Below are 19,123 nucleotides of genomic sequence, written 5' to 3'. Positions count from 1 at the left end.
TTACGTTATCCTTGACATAAAATATTAACCAACGATGGAATTGTATGGGGAAGATAGAGAGATATGAGGATTTGAGGTGTTGGCAGCAAGCCAGAGTTTTAGTAAATGATATTTTTGACTTAGTAGATATTCTTCAAGATGAAAAGGAATTTGCCCTTGCTGATCAGCTAAAACGAGCCAGCATATCGGTAATGACAAATATTGCAGAAGGATTTAATCGATATCATAAAAGAGATTTTATACGCTTTTTAGATTATTCTCAGAGTTCTGCTCAGGAAGTAAAAAGTTTGCTGTACATAATTAAAGATCGAAAGATGATGGATGCATCAAGAGTAAATGGGCTGCAAAAGCAATGTGATTATTGTCAAGCTCTAACACTGGCCTTATTGAAACGTATCAGGGAATCAATAAACAAGCATTCATCAAAAACAAAAGAGCCAGCAACGCATTATGTAGCAGAAGATTTTACCACTAATTAAAGATGCATCACTAAAAAAACATCAACACACCAACACCTAAACACTTCAACACACGAACACTTCAACACGTCAACACTTAGTGCCATGATCCAAACAAAAAATTTAAAAAAGATATACACCACCGAGGAGGTTGAAACCACCGCTCTTGACAATGTGAACCTGGAGATACAGGAGGGAGAATTTTGCGCCATTATGGGACCTTCCGGCTGTGGCAAGTCGACCCTGCTGAATATCATGGGTCTGCTCGACAACCCGACCACCGGAGAGTATAATTTTCTTGGGCAGGAAGTTTCCAACCACTCCGAACGGCAGCGTGCCCAGCTCCGCAAAGGGAATATCGGCTTTGTCTTCCAGAGCTTTAACCTTATCGACGAGCTCACGGTGTTCGAAAATGTGGAGTTGCCGTTGTTGTACCTGGGCGTTGATTCCGCCGAGCGCAAAGAAAAAGTGGAAAAGGCCTTGGACCGTATGAGCATGATGCACCGCCGCAACCACTTTCCGCAGCAGCTTTCCGGGGGACAGCAGCAGCGCGTAGCCATCGCCCGGGCTGTAGTTGCCAACGCCAAGCTGATCTTGGCCGATGAGCCGACCGGGAACCTCGACTCTGATCACGGCGATGAAGTGATGAAGCTGCTGGCCGAGCTCAACGAGCAGGGCACCACCATCGTAATGGTTACTCACTCTCCCCACGATGCCGACTACGCCCGCCGCGTCATCCACCTGTTTGATGGCCATGTCGTCACTGAGAATATGCAGGAAGGGTTTCATGTTTAAATTTGACGTGTTGAGGTGTTAACGTGCGGATGTGTTATAGCATAAACGTTAAACACCTCAACACATAAGTACATTTTTCTATGTTCAAAAACTACATCAAAATAGCGTGGCGGAATTTTAAAAGGGACAAATCATATTCACTGATCAACACAGCCGGTCTGGTGATTGCTCTCAGCGCCTTCATCGTTATCGGTTTGTTTGTCTATGACGAGTTGAGCTATGACGACTACCACGAAGATGCCGATCAAATTTACAGGGTGTACAAGGCCGCGAAAGATGGAGATGCTAATGCGAAGTCGTTGGCAACGGCAAATCTACTGGCACCAACGTTGGAGCGTGAAATAACCGGACTAGAAGAAGTCACCCGAATCAGCAAGCGGTTTGCGGAATCCTTGGTGGAATCGAGGACACAAAAGCGATATGTAGATGGCTTGTTTTTGACGGATCCGTCGCTTTTTGACGTTTTTAACTTCTCCTTTATTCGCGGGAATCCGGATACCGCATTGAATCGTGCATTTACCGTGGTGCTGACGAAATCTGCGGCCCGGAGATATTTTGGAAATCAGAATCCGATAGGGAAATCCATTTGGATTACAAGCCTTTTCGGGAAAGAGGAGTACGAAGTGACCGGCGTCATAGCAGATATCCCGGAGAACTCGCATTATACGTTTGAACTGTTAACCTCCCTGGAAACTCTTCGTAAGACTTCTCCGGAACCCGAAAATGATTTTGGGAGCTGGGGCCATGTTGGAACATATACCTATGTGAAATTACAAGAGGGAATAACTCAAGAGGAGGTGGCAGCCCAGTTCCCGGAATTTCTTACCAGGCACCAGGGAAAGCGCGCCCAAAATATGAAAATGGCCCTTCAGCCTGTTACCGATATTCATCTTTACTCGAATTTTAGGCGGGAGATACAACCCAACAGCGATATTCGTTATGTCTATATTTTCAGCAGTGTGGCCCTGCTCATTCTGCTTATAGCTGGCATCAACTACGCCAACCTTGCCATGGCCAAAAGCGCCGACCGCGCCCGGGAAGTGGGCATTCATAAAACACTCGGAATGAGCAAATACCAAATTATCATCCGGTTCTTGGCGGAGTCATTCGTTCTCTGTTCTATTTCAGTTGTACTGGCCTTTTGCTTGTCGGAGGCACTACTTCCGCTTTTCAATAACTTGACCGGTAAAGACCTGAGCCTTTTCGATGCGCCGGCTCCATTCTATATCATCTTGTTGCTGTTTACCTTGGTATTCAGTCTGTCCAATGGGTTATATCCCGCGGTGGCCTTCTCCCGCCACAACCCGGGGCGGATCCTGAATGAGGAGGCCAGTGCAAAGAAAAAATCGCTGCTCAGGAATGGTCTCATTGTATTCCAGTTCACCATAGCGGTGGTACTGATCGTGAGCACATTGATTATTGACCGGCAACTCGAATATGTCAACAACAAACGGCTGGGATTGAATGAAGAACAGGTCGTAAATGTAAACGCCGGGGACGGAAGGGCCTCCGACTACCAGGTATTCAGAGATCAGTTAACCCAATACCCGTCAATAAAGAATATCACATTTACAGGCGCTCAGTTGCCGGCTACTGATTTAATGGCTATGTGTTTATATCCTACCGGCGGCCAGCGTGGCGATACCAAGATGTTGGGCATCGGTCCCAATTTTTTGAGGACCCTGGAAATTCCGCTGCTGATGGGGCAATCCATTGATGGACTGTCTTTTTCACGGGAAAACGACTTCTTTCCGGTCCTGATCAATGAAGCCGCTATGGAAAAATTTGGATGGGAGGACGATCCCATCGGCCAAACTTTTGAATGTTTTTCTCCTACGCCTACCGTGGTGGGAGTCGTGGGCGACTTCCATTACGAGTCCCTTAAAAAGGAAATCGAGCCCCTAGTGCTGATGGGCAGCATATCCGCACCCCGTAATATCCTGATCCGGGTCGAGTCCGAGAGCATCAGGGCAACGCTAGATCGAATTGAGCAGGTATGGGACGAGGTTGGGCCGGGTACCCCGTTTGTCTACTCCTTTATGGATGAAAACTATGAAAACTTGTACAAGGCAGAGGATAAGCTGGCTTCCCTGTTTAGCTACTTTACCGTTTTGGCCATCGCTATAGGCTGCCTGGGACTGTTTGGGCTCTCTGCCTATACCGCCGAGCGTCGGACGAAAGAGATCGGCATCCGAAAGGTGTTGGGGGCAACGGTAACCCAGATCGTAGGGCTGCTGAGCAAGGATTTTCTCAAACTGGTACTCATCGGCTTTACAATCGCCGTCCCCATTGCCTGGTACGCTATGAACCGCTGGCTGCAGGATTTTGCCTACCGGATTGAGATCGGCCCCGGCATCTTCCTGCTGGCAGGTAGCGTGGCAGTGTTCATTGCCCTGGCAACCGTAAGCTGGCAATCCATCCGGGTGGCGCTTGTGAACCCAGTTGAGAGTCTGCGGAGTGAATGATAAACGTATTGACGTGTTAACGTGCGCATGTTGAAACGTTAACACATCAACACTTAAACACATTGAACTATGCTCAAAAACTACTTAAAAGTTGCCCTTCGTAAACTATGGATAGAGAAGGAGTACGCATTTCTGAATATTCTGGGGCTTACGGTAGGCATTGCGGTATCACTGTTGATTATTTTTTATGTGCTTGATGAATTCAGTTACGATGATTTTCACACTCATGCGGAGCGAATTTATCGGATACAAATGGGAAAAGAATTTGGCGGAGACATGCAGGTCCAGTCCATATTACCAGAAATGATTGGTCCAACACTTAAAGAAACCTATCCTGAGATCAGAGAAGCTGTGAGAGTTTTGGGACCCTCTGACCGGACGTTAGTTGAAACTGATGCGATGAGTAGCTTCCATGAAGGCTATATCAGGACAGATTCCGCCTTTTTCCTGCTGTTTTCTTTTAATGCTGCAATGGGCAATCTTGCTCAGGCTCTTACCAATCCGGAAGCAGTTGTGCTAACAAGATCGATGGCTGAAAAATATTTTGGATCTATTGCGGTGATAGGAAACAGAATAACAATAAATAACGAGGAAAAGACCGTTACCGCTGTGATTGAAGATCCACCCCATAATACGCACCTTAATTTTTCAGCTATTGGAAGACTGGAAGCTTCGGGGAGAAAAGCATGGAATTACTACTCTTCTAAAACCTATGTGCTATTGAATCAAAATGCTAATGTTGACCAGCTAAGGGAAAAGTTACCTGGTTTTATTAAAGATAATGCGTATCGTGATACTGGCCATGGAATAGAGAAAGCCGATCCATCCAAATATGCACTATATCTACAACCTGTCACCGATATACATCTGAATCCACGTGGCTATGGATCAGTCCAAAAAGCCGGGCCAATGCAGTACATCCAGGTCTTTATACTGGCTGCGATCCTGGTATTGGGAATTGCGATCATAAATTATATGAATATTGCCACGGCTCGTTCTGGCATGCAGGCTCGAGAAGTTGGAGTTCGGCAAACCGTTGGAGCGGGCCGCGGTCAGCTGATGACCCGTTTTCTGGTTGAGTCGGGACTTTATGCTGTCATGGCCACCGCATTTGCTCTGCTGCTTGTCGAGCTGGTGCTTCCATTTTTTAATGATATAGTCGATAAAGAGATGACGCTGGGGGTACTGGATAGAATCTGGCTTATTCCGACCCTGCTGGGTTTTGCGTTGTTTATTGGGGTGTTAAGTGGCAGTTATGGTGCTTTAGTAATGTCGTCATTTCGACCAGCTGAAGTTATCAAAGGAGATCCAGCGGCAGGAAAAACTGGAGCGGGATTCCGGAAAGTACTCGTAGTATTCCAGTTTACGGCATCCATCATTTTAATTTTGATAACAGTATTGATTTACCAACAGATGGAATTTGTGCGTGAAAGTAGGCTGAATACAAATGATGATCAGATTGTTGTGCTCCAAAATTATGCTGAGAAGCTTAACGACTCGTATAAGGCATTTCGCCACAAACTACTTGCCTATCCTGAGGTAGAGCAGGTCGCTACCGGTCATGTACCGGGTTCAGTTTCTGCAAGAGCACAATATGCTGATTCTACGGGTGCCATAACAAAGATCCTTTTTGCGGATGTTGGTTATGGCTACAGTGATATTTTAGTACTTGAGACTATAAGTGGTCGTACTTTTAGTCCGGAATACCGCGACTCCAATGCCGTAGTGATTAATGAATCGGCTGCAAAGTGGTTAGGAGTTGAACGTGCAGCCGGCCAGTATGTCAACCGAGCAAGCGGTCGTGTAGTAGGTATTGTGGAAGATTTTCATATGTTGCCACTCTATCAGCCAATCAGTCCAATGATTCTCTCATTCAGGGAGGGTGCGCAACCACACATTTTAGTGAAGTTGAGGAGTGGAAATATTTCAGTTGGCTTGGATCGCATACAGTCCACGTGGGACAGCTTTGTTAATGAGCCAGCACTGTATTCATTCCTGGATGAGGAGCTTGACAAATCCTACCATTCGGAGCTAAAGATGGCAAATATATTTGCAGGATTTTCGGGCATTGCCATACTGCTTGCCTGCCTGGGCTTGTTTGGACTTTCTGCCTATAGCGCTCACCAGCGAACAAAAGAAGTAGGTATCAGAAAGGTATTTGGGGCAACAGTTACCGATTTGACAACATTGTTGAGTAGGGATTTCATCAAGCTGGTATTACTGGGATTCATAATTGCTACACCCATTGCGTACTACACCATCCATTTTTGGTTAAAAGATTTTGCCTACAAAATTGATGTGAATACAATACCATTTATTTTAACTGGATTAGCCACTACGGTCATCGCAATAGCCACCGTCAGCTGGCAAAGCATACGTGCAGCGATTGCAAACCCAGTTGAGAGCTTGCGAAGTGAATGATAAACGTGTTAAGGTGTTGAAGTGCGAGTGTGTTAAATCTCAACGTTAACACTTTAACACATAAACACGTCAACAATAGATCATACGCTGTCCACTAACGAACACCGCTGTATAACATCGAACGCACTCCACCACTAAAACCCGGTTTAATCCAGATAAACGCCTTTCTATAGTTTTGGTACGGATGTTGATATATATTAGCTGATACTGAACAATGGACTTTATTTGTACAAGTTCATTGCCAATTCATTACCGGATATATGCTCAAGAACTACCTCAAAATAGCGTTCCGAAATCTTGCCAAGGAGAAGGGATATACTGCGATTAATGTGGTGAGTCTTGCGATTGGGGTAAGTGTTTTCCTATTCACTCTTTTACTCTATCAGTACGCCATCACCTACGACTCCTTCCACAAGAACGGCGACCGGATGTACCGGGTGATCGATCGCATTCAAACCAGTGACGGCAACGAAGTCACTACCGCGATGACGCCCTGGCCCTGGGCCCCGGCGCTGGAAGAGGAACTGCCCGGCGTCGAAGAATCCGTCCGTTTCCTGACCCGGGGACGAGCCATCAGCCACGGGGAAGATGTGTTTAACTTTGGGATTAGTTACGTCGATTCCACCTTCTTCGAGGTGTTCGAGTTGCCGTTAAAGAAAGGAGATCCGGAAACGGCCCTGGATGGGCCGGGTAAAGTGGTAGTTTCGCCGGAGACAGCAAAAATCATGTTTGGCAATGAAGATCCGGTGGGAAAAGTCATAGAGATCGAAGATGAACCTTTTGAAATAACGGGCCTCTTCAAAAAACTCCCGCCCAATACCAGCATCTACTATGACATGTTGGTCATCAACACAGGGATAGATCAGTCAGACCTTGCAACAATTAACGACTGGGAGTCGCACGATATTTACACCTACCTATTGCTTGAGGAGGGAGTCGATCCAGCAAGCGTGGAAGCCGGGCTTTCCTCATTTGTTGAGCGCCATATTGATGCTGAGTCCGGCGAAAAATACGCGCCACGTCTGCAGCCGTTCACCGAAATGTACCTGACGACCGGTATCCAGGGAGAGCATGGTTTGACGCTGAATCCAGCTTATATCTACATCATTGTTTCGATCGGCTTTCTGATCCTGGTGATCTCATGTATTAACTTTATCAACATCGCCACGGCGCGTGCCTCCAAGCGCAACCGGGAAGTGGGCATCCGAAAAGTCATCGGGGCGTCACGTCCACAGCTAGTTTACCAATACCTGTTTGAAGTGGGAATATTGGTGCTCATAACGGTGGCTTTATCGACGGTGCTGGTGGAGTGGGCGCTCCCGGTTTTTAACAGCTTAACGGCAGAGTGGCAGGTTCAGATCAACTATTCGGAAAACCTGTTTTTCTGGGGATCGATCACTGCCATAATCCTTTTTGTGACGTTCGTTGCCGGCGGATACCCGGCGTTCTACCTCTCAAAATTTCAACCGGCACGTATCTTTAAGAGTAAATCGAGTGGCAGCACACGTTCCTGGTTGCGCAGCGGACTGGTAGTATCGCAGTTCACGTTGGCCGTTTTCCTGCTGCTCTGTTCCCTGGTAGTCAACCAGCAGATCGACTACCTCCACCAAAAGGATCTCGGGTTTAACAAAGAGAACCTGATCCGAATGTATATGTCGGAGGAGATCAGTTATAACGATGCCCATAGCTACCGGGAAGAACTCCTCAGGAATCCACAGATCAGGAGTGTCTCGCTGGCTTCGGATGGGCCTATTTCCAACGGCACGATGGTGAAATATGCCACAGCCGGTGATGCCAAAGGTCGACGGGAGATGGTTATGAATACGCTGTTTACGGATGATCACTTCATTCCGTTGATGGAGTTGGAGATGAGGAAGGGGCGTAATTTTGATGCAAACCTTGCCTCCGACAGCACCGAGGCCGTGATTTTAAATCAAACCGCCGTGGACCAGCTGGGATGGAAGGATGAGAGCCCGGTCGGCAACATATTGGAAGTACAGGAAGGTGACGGTAATGTGCGGGAAGTAGCGGTGATAGGGGTGATGAGCGACTATAACTACCAGTCGCTTCAGCAGCAGATCAAGCCATTGGCGCTGCAGTACTCCCCCGAAAAACTCAGCAACCTGCTGATTCGTGTGCAGGCGCCCGACCAAGAAAAGGTTAACGAATATCTGAATAACAGTTGGAAAGAGTATTTCCCCGACCGGTTTACGCATTTTTATTACATCAGCGATATTATCATCGAGACTTACCTTGTAGAAGCAGTTATTTCGCAGCTACTCACCATGTTTACCTGGCTCACGATATTTGTGGCGGGCCTGGGCCTGCTGGGACTCGCCTCCTACACCATTCTGCAGCGCACCAAGGAGATAGGCATCCGCAAAGTTCTGGGTGCCCGAACCAGGGAAATTGTGTGCATGTTTTCGAAAGAGTTCCTGGCATACGTGGCCCTTGGAATTGGCATTGGAATACCGCTGGGCTGGTACGCCGTCAACCTGTGGCTGCAGAACTTTGCATATCACACCAATCTCGGTTTGGAAAGTATCCTGATTGTGATAGCTGCGACCCTGCTGATTTCATGGGGAACCATCGCCTGGCAAGCAATCCGGGCAGCGCTGATGAATCCTGTGAAGAGTTTAAGAAATGAATAATCAACGAGCCAACTGCCGTCAGCATTCAGCAGTCAGCGCAGAGAAAAGCGCGGGTACTGAAACTGACAGCTGAGAGCTGATTGCTATGATAAAAAACTACATCAAAATAGCTTGGCGGAATCTGATTAGGGATAAAACGTATTCCATCATCAATACCATTGGCCTGACAATGGGTATTACCTGTGGACTGATTATTGCAATTTATATTTTGCATGAATGGAGTTATGATCGTTTTGTCCCGAATTCCGAACGAATATACCGCGTAGTTCAGGAGCAGAATCAGGCTAGCGATCTGTACCAGGTAGCCAGCACACCTGCTCCGCTTGCTGAGAAGCTGAGAACCGATTACCCTGATGTACGGGAGGTTACAGCCTTCTCCAGGATTTTTAGCAAACGCCTTTTTCAGTACCAGGATAACAGCTTTGAGGAAGGATACGGCTATCACGTGGATTCATCTTTTTTTAAGCTTTTTGATTTTCCGGTGCTGAACGGAAGCCTGCAATCCTTCTTCTCTTCGACCCAGACGATTCTTCTGACCAAAAAGATGGCCCAAAAATACTTTGGAGAAGGCGACCCGGTTGGCAAAGTGATCAATATTGACCGGAGACAAGATTTTGTAGTTGCAGCGGTGGTTGAAAATCCTCCTGCGAATTCACACCTGAATTTTAACTTCCTTTTGCCCATGGCAAACCTGCACGCCCATCGGGACTTCAGTAACTGGGGAAACAACTGGATGTATACGTATATCCTTCTCGGGGAGACAGTCAATCCGAATAGTTTTGAGCAAAAAATTGGCGGTTTACTTAGCGACAATATCGGGAGTCCGGAGTGGCAGCCGAGATTATACCTGCAACCGCTTACGGACATCCATCTGTACTCAAATTTTGATTTCAACACTGATTTCGCAGATACGGGAAACCCACATAGTATCTACTTGTTCGGCGCTATCGGACTGATTATCATTCTTATTTCCTGCATTAATTTCGTAAATCTCAGTACGGCCAGGTCATTCCAGAGGAATAAGGAAATAGGAGTGCGGAAGGTGATGGGTGCCAGCCGTACCCAATTGATTTGGCAGTTGGCGGGCGAATCGATGCTCTTTGCTTTTATTTCCACCGCTTTAGCTCTTGCCGTTGCTCAGGTGTGTATGCCGTATTTCGCAGGGTTAAGCGGAATTCCTCTTTCTCTGGATCTGCTGAAGCCGGAACACCTGGTAATTCTGTTACTTGCTTTTATGTTCACTATTGGACTGTTGGCAGGTATTTACCCCGCTCTGTATTTATCGGCCTTGAATACCAAGAGGATTTTAAAAGGACCGTCCACTAATGAAGGATTGAGGAAGGGGCATCTCCCGTTAAGGAAAATACTTGTGGTATGCCAGTTTGCTCTTTCTGTTATCCTTATAACAGGTGCCATCATTATCAGGCAGCAGATGCATTATATCTTGAATCGAGATTTGGGTTTCGATCAGGAGCATATCGTGTATTCACCTTTAAAGGGTGATCTGGCGGATAACGGAATATATGAAAGTCTCAAAACAGCTTTACTGCATCAATCTTCTGTGCTGGAGGTCACCAGATCCAATGGCTTACCTATTCATCATGAAGGTTCTTATTCCGGAGTGGAATGGGAAGGTATGGCGGCAGGACACCAAGACTTTTTGATGAACTATCTTGAGGTAGAAGAGTCATTTGTCGAAACGTATGGATTACAAATGCTTGCAGGAAGAAACTTTGCCCCCCGGAATCCAAATGATACATCGTCCTATTATCTCATAAATGAGACCGCTTCGAAAATAATGCAAATGGACAATCCGGTTGGCAAGAGATTTGAAGATGGGAACATCATTGGAGTCATAAAAGATTTCAATTTCAAGTCTGCATTTAGTCCGGTGGAACCGATGATGTTAAGAAACAGCCCTGAAATGTTAAAGAGGTTCATTTCAATCAGAATCGCTCCGGGAAACTTCAAGGAAACGCTGGCAACAATAGGTCGGGCTTTTAACGAGACTAATCCTGCCTATCCCTTTATATATCATTTTTTGGATGAAAGTATCGAAGCGCTGTACAATCAACAGCTTCGGGCCGGTAAGCTGATTGATCTCTTTGCTGCGCTGGCGGTATTGATATCCTGTCTAGGGCTATTTGGGCTGAGTGTTTTTACTGCAGGTCGCCGTACGAAAGAGATAGGTATCCGAAAAGCACTGGGAGCTACAGTTGCTGATATCGTAACCCTGCTAAATAAAGATTTTTTGATCTTGGTGCTGCTGGGATTTCTGATCGCCATACCCATCGCCTGGTACGCCATGAACCAGTGGCTGGCCGATTTTGCATACAGGATTGAGATAGGCCCTGAAGTTTTCGTAATCGCCGGAAGTGCAGCCCTGCTGATTGCACTGGCAACCGTAAGCTGGCAATCGGTGAAAGCGGCGCTGATGAATCCGGTCAACAGCTTGAGAAGTGAATAAGGGCAAAGCGCATAGAGCTGAGCGCATAGCGTAGAAAAGAAAACGCATTGCGCCATGCTCTCTCCGCTCTGCCTTCGACTGAAAGGAGAAGTAATGCTCAAAAATTACATCAAAATAGCATTTCGCAATCTTCTAAAAGAGAGGGGATATGCTTTTATCAACATCACTGGGTTGGCTGTGGGATTAGCGACATGCATTATTATTCTTCTGTATGTTACGCATGAGCTTTCCTACGATGAGTATAATGAAAAATCGGACCGTATCTTCCGTATTGCCACCGACTTTGAATTTGAGGACAACAGTTTTGAAATTGCCACGGTCCCGACCCAAATGGGCCCCACACTCGAACGGGACTTTCCGGAAGTAGAGCGAGCTGTTCGGTTTCGTGATCGCGGCAGTTTTCTCGTCCGGTCGACAGAAAGCAACAGCAATCGTCGCGAAGAGGATATCATCTATGTAGATGCGGGATTTTTTGATCTGTTTACCCTGCCCATGATCTATGGAAACCCGGAAACAGCGTTAACAGATCCTTACACAGTCGTCATTACGGCCTCTGCTGCGGAAAGACACTTCGGAACCCCGGACGCAGTTGGAAAAACATTGATATTGAGTGATGAAGACACCTATACGATCACCGGCATTATTGAGGATATACCGGAAGCCTCTCATTTTCATTACGATTTTCTTCTCTCCATGAAAGGATTGGAGGGAGCGTCTGAACAGAATTGGTGGAGCTTTAACTTCCACACCTACCTGTTGCTGCGTGAAGGGACTGATCCAGAAGCCTTTGAAGAAAAATTCGAGTCCTTCAAAAAAAACTATATGGAAACGCAACTCAAGGGTTTTTTAGATCTCGATTTCGATCAATTTGAATCGGCGGGGAATAAACTCGAATACTATCTTCAGCCATTGACGGATATTCATCTATATTCCGATCTGGATGAAGAACTTGAAGCCAACAGCAGCATTCTCTATGTCTATATTTTTTCAGGGCTGGCTCTGTTTATATTGATTCTTGCTTGCATCAATTTTATGAATTTGGCTACGGCACGTTCATCCAACAGGGCCAAAGAGGTCGGGATTCGAAAGACGCTGGGTTCTTTGCGGAAACAACTGACGGTGCAGTTCCTGGCAGAATCCCTGATGCTGAGTTTCATCGCTTTTTTTGTGGCGCTTCTATTTGTCGAAATGAGCCTCCCTTTTTTCAGCAAGATTGCGGGGCTGACTTTTACCAGCAATTATCTTTCCGAACCACTGCTAATTGTTGCAGTTATTGGAATTGTAATCATAACTGGTTTACTGGCGGGAAGCTACCCTGCTATGATGTTGTCTTCCATGAAGCCGGTTACCGTATTGAAAGGGGTTTACAAAGAGGGGAAGTCTCATAGTTTATTCAGAAAAGGTTTAGTTGTATTTCAATTCAGTCTTTCGATCATTATTCTCGTGGGATTGCTTGTTATCAACAGGCAACTGGATTTTATTCAATCCAAAGATCTCGGTTTTGAGAAAGGTCAGGTGCTTATTTTGAACGATGCCTGGGTACTGGGAGACGCCTACAGACTGAAAACATTCAGAGATGAAATGCTAGCCCATACCGTTTTTGAAGATGGAACGGTTACCGGTCATTTCCCGGTAGAAGGCTATGGAATAAGTAATACGGCTTTCTGGCCGGAAGGTCGTGAGCCAAGTGGAGGGAGCACCATAACCATGGAGAACTGGGTTGTGGATAAACACTATATTCCGACCCTGGGGATGGAGATTATTGAAGGGCGTAATTTTTCGGAGGAGTTAGATGCACAGAAAAATCCGGTAATTTTAAACGAGTCGGCTGTTCGGCGCCTTGGAATCGACGATCCTGTCGGAGAAGTAATATACGCTTTCGGTGACGATCCATCAGATTCGGAGGCTTATCGGTCGTTTACAATTGTCGGCATGGTCCGCGACTTTCATTTTCGGTCGCTCCGGCAAAACATTGCTCCCATAGGACTCTTCTATGGTGTTAACAGAAGTAACATCGCATTCAGGGTGTCCCCGGGAAATGAGTCACAGGCGCTTGACCTCCTCAGGAGCACTTGGAGTGATTATGCACCGATGCAGCCGTTTAGCTACGAATTCATGGATCAACAGTTTGATAGGATGTACCGGTCAGAAAATCGGATTCAAGATCTTATGACCTCGTTTTTGATATTGGCTGGACTTATTGCCTGCCTTGGTCTGTTTGGACTGACAGCTTATGCAGCGCAACAACGCACCAAAGAGATTGGCATTCGCAAGGTGTTTGGAGCAACTGTAACCAATATTATTGGCATGCTCAGCAAGGATTTTATAAAACTTGTGATGATTGGATTTCTGATCGCCATACCCATCGCCTGGTACGCCATGAACAGGTGGCTACAGGATTTTGCATACCGGATCGAAATTGGCCCTTGGATATTTGCCATAGCCGGAGGCACTGCCCTCTTGATTGCCCTGGCAACCGTAAGCTGGCAGTCAGTAAAAGCGGGGCTGATGAATCCCGTAAACAGTTTGAGAAGTGAATAATTAACGTGCTAAGGTGTTGACGTGCAGATGTGTTTAATGGACTAGCTTTTAAAACGTAAGCACGTTTGCACGTTAACACATAAACACATTGAACTATGCTTAAAAACTATATCAAAATAGCGATTCGGAACATTATTCGTAACAAGATTTATAGCACAATCAGTGTGTTGGGACTGGCTATTGGAATTACCGGGGCTACGCTGCTCTATCTTTATGTAAATAATGAATTGAGTTACGACAGTTTTCATGCAAATTCTGACCGGATCTATCGAATTATAGAAATCTCGCCAAACGGTTCCCGGCATTTTGGCCAGACCGCACCAGTGTTGGGAGCTACACTTGAAGAATCCTATCCGGAAGTTCAGGAGATGGTTCGGCTCTACCAGCCGGCCGGACACATCGATATGATATGGGAAGGTGAACGGGTTCATGATCGGAATTATCTGCTCGCCGATCCGGGATTCTTTCAAATGTTTGATTTCGAGATCGTGAAGGGTGATGCTGAAGATCCATTAGCTGTTCCAAATTCCGTTGTCATTTCTGAACGAACAGCGGAGCGTTTATTTGGTGATGAAAATCCGATTGGGCAAGATCTGCCGTTCAACAATATCAATCCCGTAACGGTAACGGCCGTGGTAGAAAATGTACCCGGAAATTCACACCTGCAATTTGACTATGCGATTTCACGTGAGAATACGGGAATCGATTGGGAGGAGTATCTGAATGATTGGAGTGTACACGGCGCATACACATATCTGCTGCTTGAGCCATCAATAGATCTGAACCAGTTCGAGACCAAGCTGGACCGATTTACTCAAAATCAACAAGAAACAAATCCTGATGCACGAGATTTTTATCTGCAGCCACTGAACGACATTTATTTTGGTTCTGCGGATATTGAGTTTGGCATTGAAAATGCTCATGGAAATATCTTTTACATCACAATTTTTTCCGCTATTGGAATTTTTCTTGTGCTCATTGCTGGTATCAATTATATGAATTTAGCGACGGCACTTTCCGCCCGTCGGGGACGAGAGATCGGCATTAGAAAAGCAGCCGGAGCGGAAAGACAGCAACTCGTGGTTCAGTTTTTGTCGGAGTCAGTCGTCATTGCGTTTCTGGCCTGTGTCATCTCTTACTTCTTTATCGAGTTGAGTCTGCCATTCTTCAATGAACTGACAGGCAAGCAATTTGTACTAAATGCGGAAGCGGCAATAAGAATGCTTGGAATTCTATTTGGCATCGGGCTCACTCTGGGTGTTATATCCGGTAGCTACCCAGCCTTTTATCTTGCTTTGATTCAGCCAATTCGCGTTCTCAAATCCAAAACAAATCTGAAGGGGAAAAATGTGACTCTTCGAAAAGTGTTGGTCGTAACCCAGTTTGCTCTTTCTATAGTTCTCATTATTGGTACTCTGGTGATATACAAACAGATGAATTATCTGCGAGCTGCTGATTTGGGTTATGATCATGAGCAGGTTCTGGTCGTGGATATCAATCATGGAGACGTGCGGTCTCGGTTTGAAGCGATGAAGCAGGAACTGGAGACGATTCCGGGCGTGATCTCTGCTGCAACTTCATCACGCGTACCGGGCGGACATAATATCGAGCATGTGTATTCACGTTCTCCTGAAAGCAGTTCTGAAGATTATCAGCAAATGCATTTTATGAGTTTTGATGAGGATATGCTGGATCTCTATGATCTGAAATTGGCAGCCGGATCAAATTTTACCGGTAACAAGGGCGTCGATTCTCTTTCCATTCTGATCAATGAAACAGCTGCAGAAGCCCTGAGCCTAGAAAATCCTGTCGGGTCTTATCTGGATATTTCCGGAGCAGATGACCCGATTAAAATTGTGGGTGTGCTCGTAGATTTCAACTTCCAGTCGATGCATCAGGAGATCGCCCCGTTGGTTGTTGGGTACTGGGCAAATCCTGTAGAAGTTATCGATTTCTTCTCGATAAAAATAGCCGGGAATGACCTTCAGGGTACCATTGAACAGATCAAAGGAGTTCATGAACAGTTCGACCCAGAAACGGCCATGGAGTACCGTTTTCTTGATGAACAGATTGAACAAAGTTACAAGGCTGAGATTCGGGCCGGTCGTTTGTTTGGCATCGGTGGCGGAGTAACAATTTTTATCGCATGTATGGGATTGTTTGGCTTGGCATTGCTGGCTACTGAAACCCGAATCCGGGAGATCGGCATCCGCAAAGTTTTAGGTGCTTCCATCTCGGATATATTAACGCTGCTCACCACTGATTTTGTGAAGCTTGTAGCGATCGCCTTTATGATAGCGATTCCTGTTGGATGGATTGTGATGAATAGCTGGTTGAATAAGTTTGCGTATCACACAGAGCTAGGGGCAAGTGTCTTCGGATTTGCAGGGATATTGGCACTGTTGCTAAGCATTGCCACCATCAGCTGGCAGGCTATCCGGGCAGCGCTCACGAATCCCGTGGAGAGTTTAAGAAGTGAATGATAAATGTTTTGGGGTGTTAACGTGCGGATGTGTTTAAAGGACCAGCTTTTCAAACGTAAACACGTTAGCACATAAACACATAGAACTATGCTGAAAAACTATATAAAAATAGCATTTCGAAATCTGTTTAAGCACAAGGTGTTTTCGTTGATCAACATCGTGGGTCTGGCGGTGGGGATTGCCTGTTGCATCCTCATAGCACTCTACATTCACCATGAGTGGAGTTTCGACCAGTTTCATGCGGAGTCCGATCGGATCTACCGGACCTGGGTGAAAGAGGATTACGGAGATGGAGAGGTCTATTTTAATACCGTTACCCCGTTGGTGTTGAAGCCTAAATTAGAGCAAAATATCCCCGGGATTGAGGTCGCAGCGCGGCGCTACCTTTTCAATGAGCAGGTAAAGCGCAGCGATGCGGAACAAGCCTTCTCTCAGTCGATTCATATGGTGGATCCCGGCTTTTTCGAAATTTTTGATTTCGATTTTCTAAGCGGAAGTTCCGGGCAGTTGTTTTCTACTCCAAATCACGTTGCTCTTACCCCCGACGCAGCGAAACGTTATTTTGGCGATGAAGATCCGCTTCAAAAAACGATTCTGATTAAAATGGGTCAGCAGTTTGAACCGTTTACTGTAGCGGGACTGTTGGAAAAGCCGGCAGCCAATTCCAGCATTAGATATGAGATGGTAATTCCTTTTTCCAATAGCCGGAAGCTGTTCTCTCCGCGGGCCTTCACCAGTTGGTTCAATGTGGCAGCGGAAACGTACGTTATGCTAAGAGGGGTTGCTAATCCGGGGGCTGTAAGTGCCAAATTTCCGGGTATGATGCGGCAAGCGCTCGGCGAGGAGGAATATGCCAACAGCAACTATAGCGTGGGCTTGCAACCACTTACCGACATTCATCTTAATACTGAGTTCCCAACCGGTATTGCCCCTGTAAGCGATCCGACCTACTCATATATTCTGGGAGCTATTGCACTGCTGGTTTTGATCATTGCCTGTGTCAATTTTATGACGCTTTCGGTCAGCCGGTCTGCCCGTCGCGCGCTGGAGGTGGGCGTAAGAAAAACCATGGGGGCACAGAGCCAGCACATTATGTACCAGTTCTGGGGCGAGGCGCTGCTGATGACGCTGATGGCACTTATTGCTGGTGTAATAATGGCCGAGTTGATGCTCCCAATGTTTAACAGCTTGTCGGGTACTGAGCTTAGCCTCTCTTTTGGGATGCAGTCGGTCCACCTTTTCATTGGATTGGCTGTTACCATCAGTTTAGCAGCCGGAATGTATCCCGCGTTACTGCTTTCAGGGTTTCGACCCGTGGAAGTCCTCAAAGGGAAGCTGGGTATGAAGGCCGACAAAAGTCTTTTCCGAAAAGGGATGGTCGTATTCCAGTTTACCCTCTCAATTTTCCTTATCTCCAGCACACTGATTGTAACCCGGCAATTGGATTTTCTATCAAAAGACCTGGGATACCAAAAAGAGCAGATTGTGATTGTGCAGACCGATGCCACGCTGAGTCCACAGACGGGATTCCAGGCCTTAACCGACCGGATGCATCGTAAAAAGGAGCTGCTTCAAAATGAACTTTCTTCGCAGTCCGGGGTCGTGGAGGTTTCCTCATCCATGTTTACACCCGCCCAGCCCGGTTGGATCGCGGTCGATTACAGGGATAACAGCGGGCGAAAACGGGAAATGAATATCAACTTTGTGGATGAAAATTATTTGCAGGCGATGGATATTACCATTACCCGCGGAAGGTCTTTTTCTGAAGAGAATCCTTCCGACCGCCGTCAGGCACTTATTGTAAATGAAGCATTAGTGGCCGAGTTTGGCTGGGAAAACCCGATCGGGCAGCGGCTTCCGGGACAGTTTGAGAATCACGAGATTATCGGGGTTACGGAAAATTTTAACTACGAATCGCTTTACTCGGAAGTGGAACCACTGGCCCTGGCGGTCAATCCCGAAATCCTGTTAAGTGGTATCGACAATATCGGCTTTCAGGCTCCACCGTCACCGAGGATCACACTGAAAATAGCTTCCGATGAGGTGCCCGCGACCATGGCCGCCATCCAAAGTGCGTGGGAAAAAGTAGCCCCCAGTGCCTCCTTCAACTTCACCTTTCTGGACCAGGCGGTTGACAGCCGTTACCGCCAAGAGGAGCGACTGGGTAAAATCGTGACTGCTGGCTCAACGCTGGCTATTGTTATCGCCTGCCTCGGCCTTTTCGGTTTGGCCGCGTTGATGGTGGTGCGCCGTACCAAGGAGATCGGAGTGCGCAAAGTGTTGGGAGCCAGTGCTTCCAGCATTGTGTACATGGTCAACAGGGAGTTTACCAAGTTGGTGGCGACCGCCTTTATAATTGCGGTACCATTTTCTTGGTATGCCGTCAACCAGTGGCTGCAGGATTTTGCCTACCGCGTTGAGCTGGGAATCGGCGTCTTCCTGCTGGCCGGGACAATTGCACTTGTGGTGGCATGGCTCACAGTGAGCTATCAATCGATCAAGGCAGCGCTTATTGATCCGGTGAAGAGTTTGAGAAGTGAATGATTAACGTGTTCAGGTAGTTGACATGCGGATGTGTTAATGATTCTGCTTTTAACACGTAAACACGTTAGCACAACTTTAATTAATACCAATGGATGAAGAAGGCAGTGCGTCACTAAGCTGTCCTTGTGATTGATTATGGTTCATCTATACTCCTTTTAAAATCTGTAAATCGAGGCCTTTGAATTACCTGCCGATTTGGGTCGTGTTTAATTTTGCGGGTACAAATAGGTAAAAACCGGCAAAATAATCCATAAATGCACCTTGCATTTTTCGTTTTAGGCCGAAATATCGGCCTCAG

At 46.5% G+C, this 19,123-nt stretch carries 9 protein-coding genes; all 9 read left to right on the top strand.

Translation table 11 applies throughout. From position 1 onward, the window contains the following. Window positions 1-44 precede the first annotated feature (44 nt). Window positions 45-479: a four helix bundle protein gene (locus NC796_RS20180; RefSeq protein WP_310687201.1), complete on the top strand. Its 435-nt coding sequence runs from the start codon at window positions 45-47 to the stop codon at window positions 477-479. Between the two features lie 84 nt (window positions 480-563). Continuing rightward, complete coding sequence (locus NC796_RS20175) at window positions 564-1,253, top strand: ABC transporter ATP-binding protein (protein WP_310687200.1); 690 nt, start codon at window positions 564-566, stop codon at window positions 1,251-1,253. Window positions 1,254-1,333: 80 nt separating this feature from the next. After that, complete coding sequence (locus NC796_RS20170; protein WP_310687198.1) at window positions 1,334-3,718, top strand: ABC transporter permease; 2,385 nt, start codon at window positions 1,334-1,336, stop codon at window positions 3,716-3,718. A 69-nt stretch (window positions 3,719-3,787) separates the two neighbouring features. Beyond that, on the top strand, window positions 3,788-6,139 hold the full coding sequence (locus tag NC796_RS20165; protein WP_310687197.1) for an ABC transporter permease: 2,352 nt from the start codon (window positions 3,788-3,790) through the stop codon (window positions 6,137-6,139). A gap of 260 nt (window positions 6,140-6,399) precedes the next feature. Beyond that, window positions 6,400-8,790, top strand: a complete 2,391-nt coding sequence (locus tag NC796_RS20160; RefSeq protein ID WP_310687195.1) for an ABC transporter permease — start codon at window positions 6,400-6,402, stop codon at window positions 8,788-8,790. An 85-nt stretch (window positions 8,791-8,875) separates the two neighbouring features. Then, window positions 8,876-11,257 carry an FtsX-like permease family protein gene (locus tag NC796_RS20155; protein WP_310687194.1) on the top strand — a complete coding sequence of 794 codons (2,382 nt, stop codon included), beginning with the start codon at window positions 8,876-8,878 and terminating at the stop codon, window positions 11,255-11,257. Between the two features lie 54 nt (window positions 11,258-11,311). Continuing rightward, complete coding sequence (locus NC796_RS20150; RefSeq protein WP_310687192.1) at window positions 11,312-13,798, top strand: ABC transporter permease; 2,487 nt, start codon at window positions 11,312-11,314, stop codon at window positions 13,796-13,798. A 95-nt stretch (window positions 13,799-13,893) separates the two neighbouring features. After that, the gene (locus tag NC796_RS20145) at window positions 13,894-16,281 is read left to right on the top strand and encodes an ABC transporter permease (protein WP_310687190.1); all 2,388 of its coding nucleotides are present in this window, start codon (window positions 13,894-13,896) and stop codon (window positions 16,279-16,281) included. Between the two features lie 87 nt (window positions 16,282-16,368). After that, the gene (locus NC796_RS20140) at window positions 16,369-18,825 is read left to right on the top strand and encodes an ABC transporter permease (protein WP_310687188.1); all 2,457 of its coding nucleotides are present in this window, start codon (window positions 16,369-16,371) and stop codon (window positions 18,823-18,825) included. Window positions 18,826-19,123: the final 298 nt, after the last annotated feature.

This window comes from Aliifodinibius sp. S!AR15-10 (genome assembly GCF_031569985.1).
Classification (GTDB): Bacteria; Bacteroidota; Rhodothermia; order Balneolales; family Balneolaceae; genus JAMQKA01.
The sequence above is the reverse complement of the archived record's forward strand: the minus strand, read 5'-3'. Positions and strand labels throughout refer to the sequence as shown.

What these genes read in the sequence shown, in the direction of transcription:
- NC796_RS20180 (WP_310687201.1), top strand. Translation starts at nt 45, where the DNA reads ATGGGGAAGATAGAGAGATATGAGGATTTGAGGTGTTGGCAGCAAGCC.
- NC796_RS20175 (WP_310687200.1), top strand. Translation starts at nt 564, where the DNA reads ATGATCCAAACAAAAAATTTAAAAAAGATATACACCACCGAGGAGGTT.
- NC796_RS20170 (WP_310687198.1), top strand. Translation starts at nt 1,334, where the DNA reads ATGTTCAAAAACTACATCAAAATAGCGTGGCGGAATTTTAAAAGGGAC.
- NC796_RS20165 (WP_310687197.1), top strand. Translation starts at nt 3,788, where the DNA reads ATGCTCAAAAACTACTTAAAAGTTGCCCTTCGTAAACTATGGATAGAG.
- NC796_RS20160 (WP_310687195.1), top strand. Translation starts at nt 6,400, where the DNA reads ATGCTCAAGAACTACCTCAAAATAGCGTTCCGAAATCTTGCCAAGGAG.
- NC796_RS20155 (WP_310687194.1), top strand. Translation starts at nt 8,876, where the DNA reads ATGATAAAAAACTACATCAAAATAGCTTGGCGGAATCTGATTAGGGAT.
- NC796_RS20150 (WP_310687192.1), top strand. Translation starts at nt 11,312, where the DNA reads ATGCTCTCTCCGCTCTGCCTTCGACTGAAAGGAGAAGTAATGCTCAAA.
- NC796_RS20145 (WP_310687190.1), top strand. Translation starts at nt 13,894, where the DNA reads ATGCTTAAAAACTATATCAAAATAGCGATTCGGAACATTATTCGTAAC.
- NC796_RS20140 (WP_310687188.1), top strand. Translation starts at nt 16,369, where the DNA reads ATGCTGAAAAACTATATAAAAATAGCATTTCGAAATCTGTTTAAGCAC.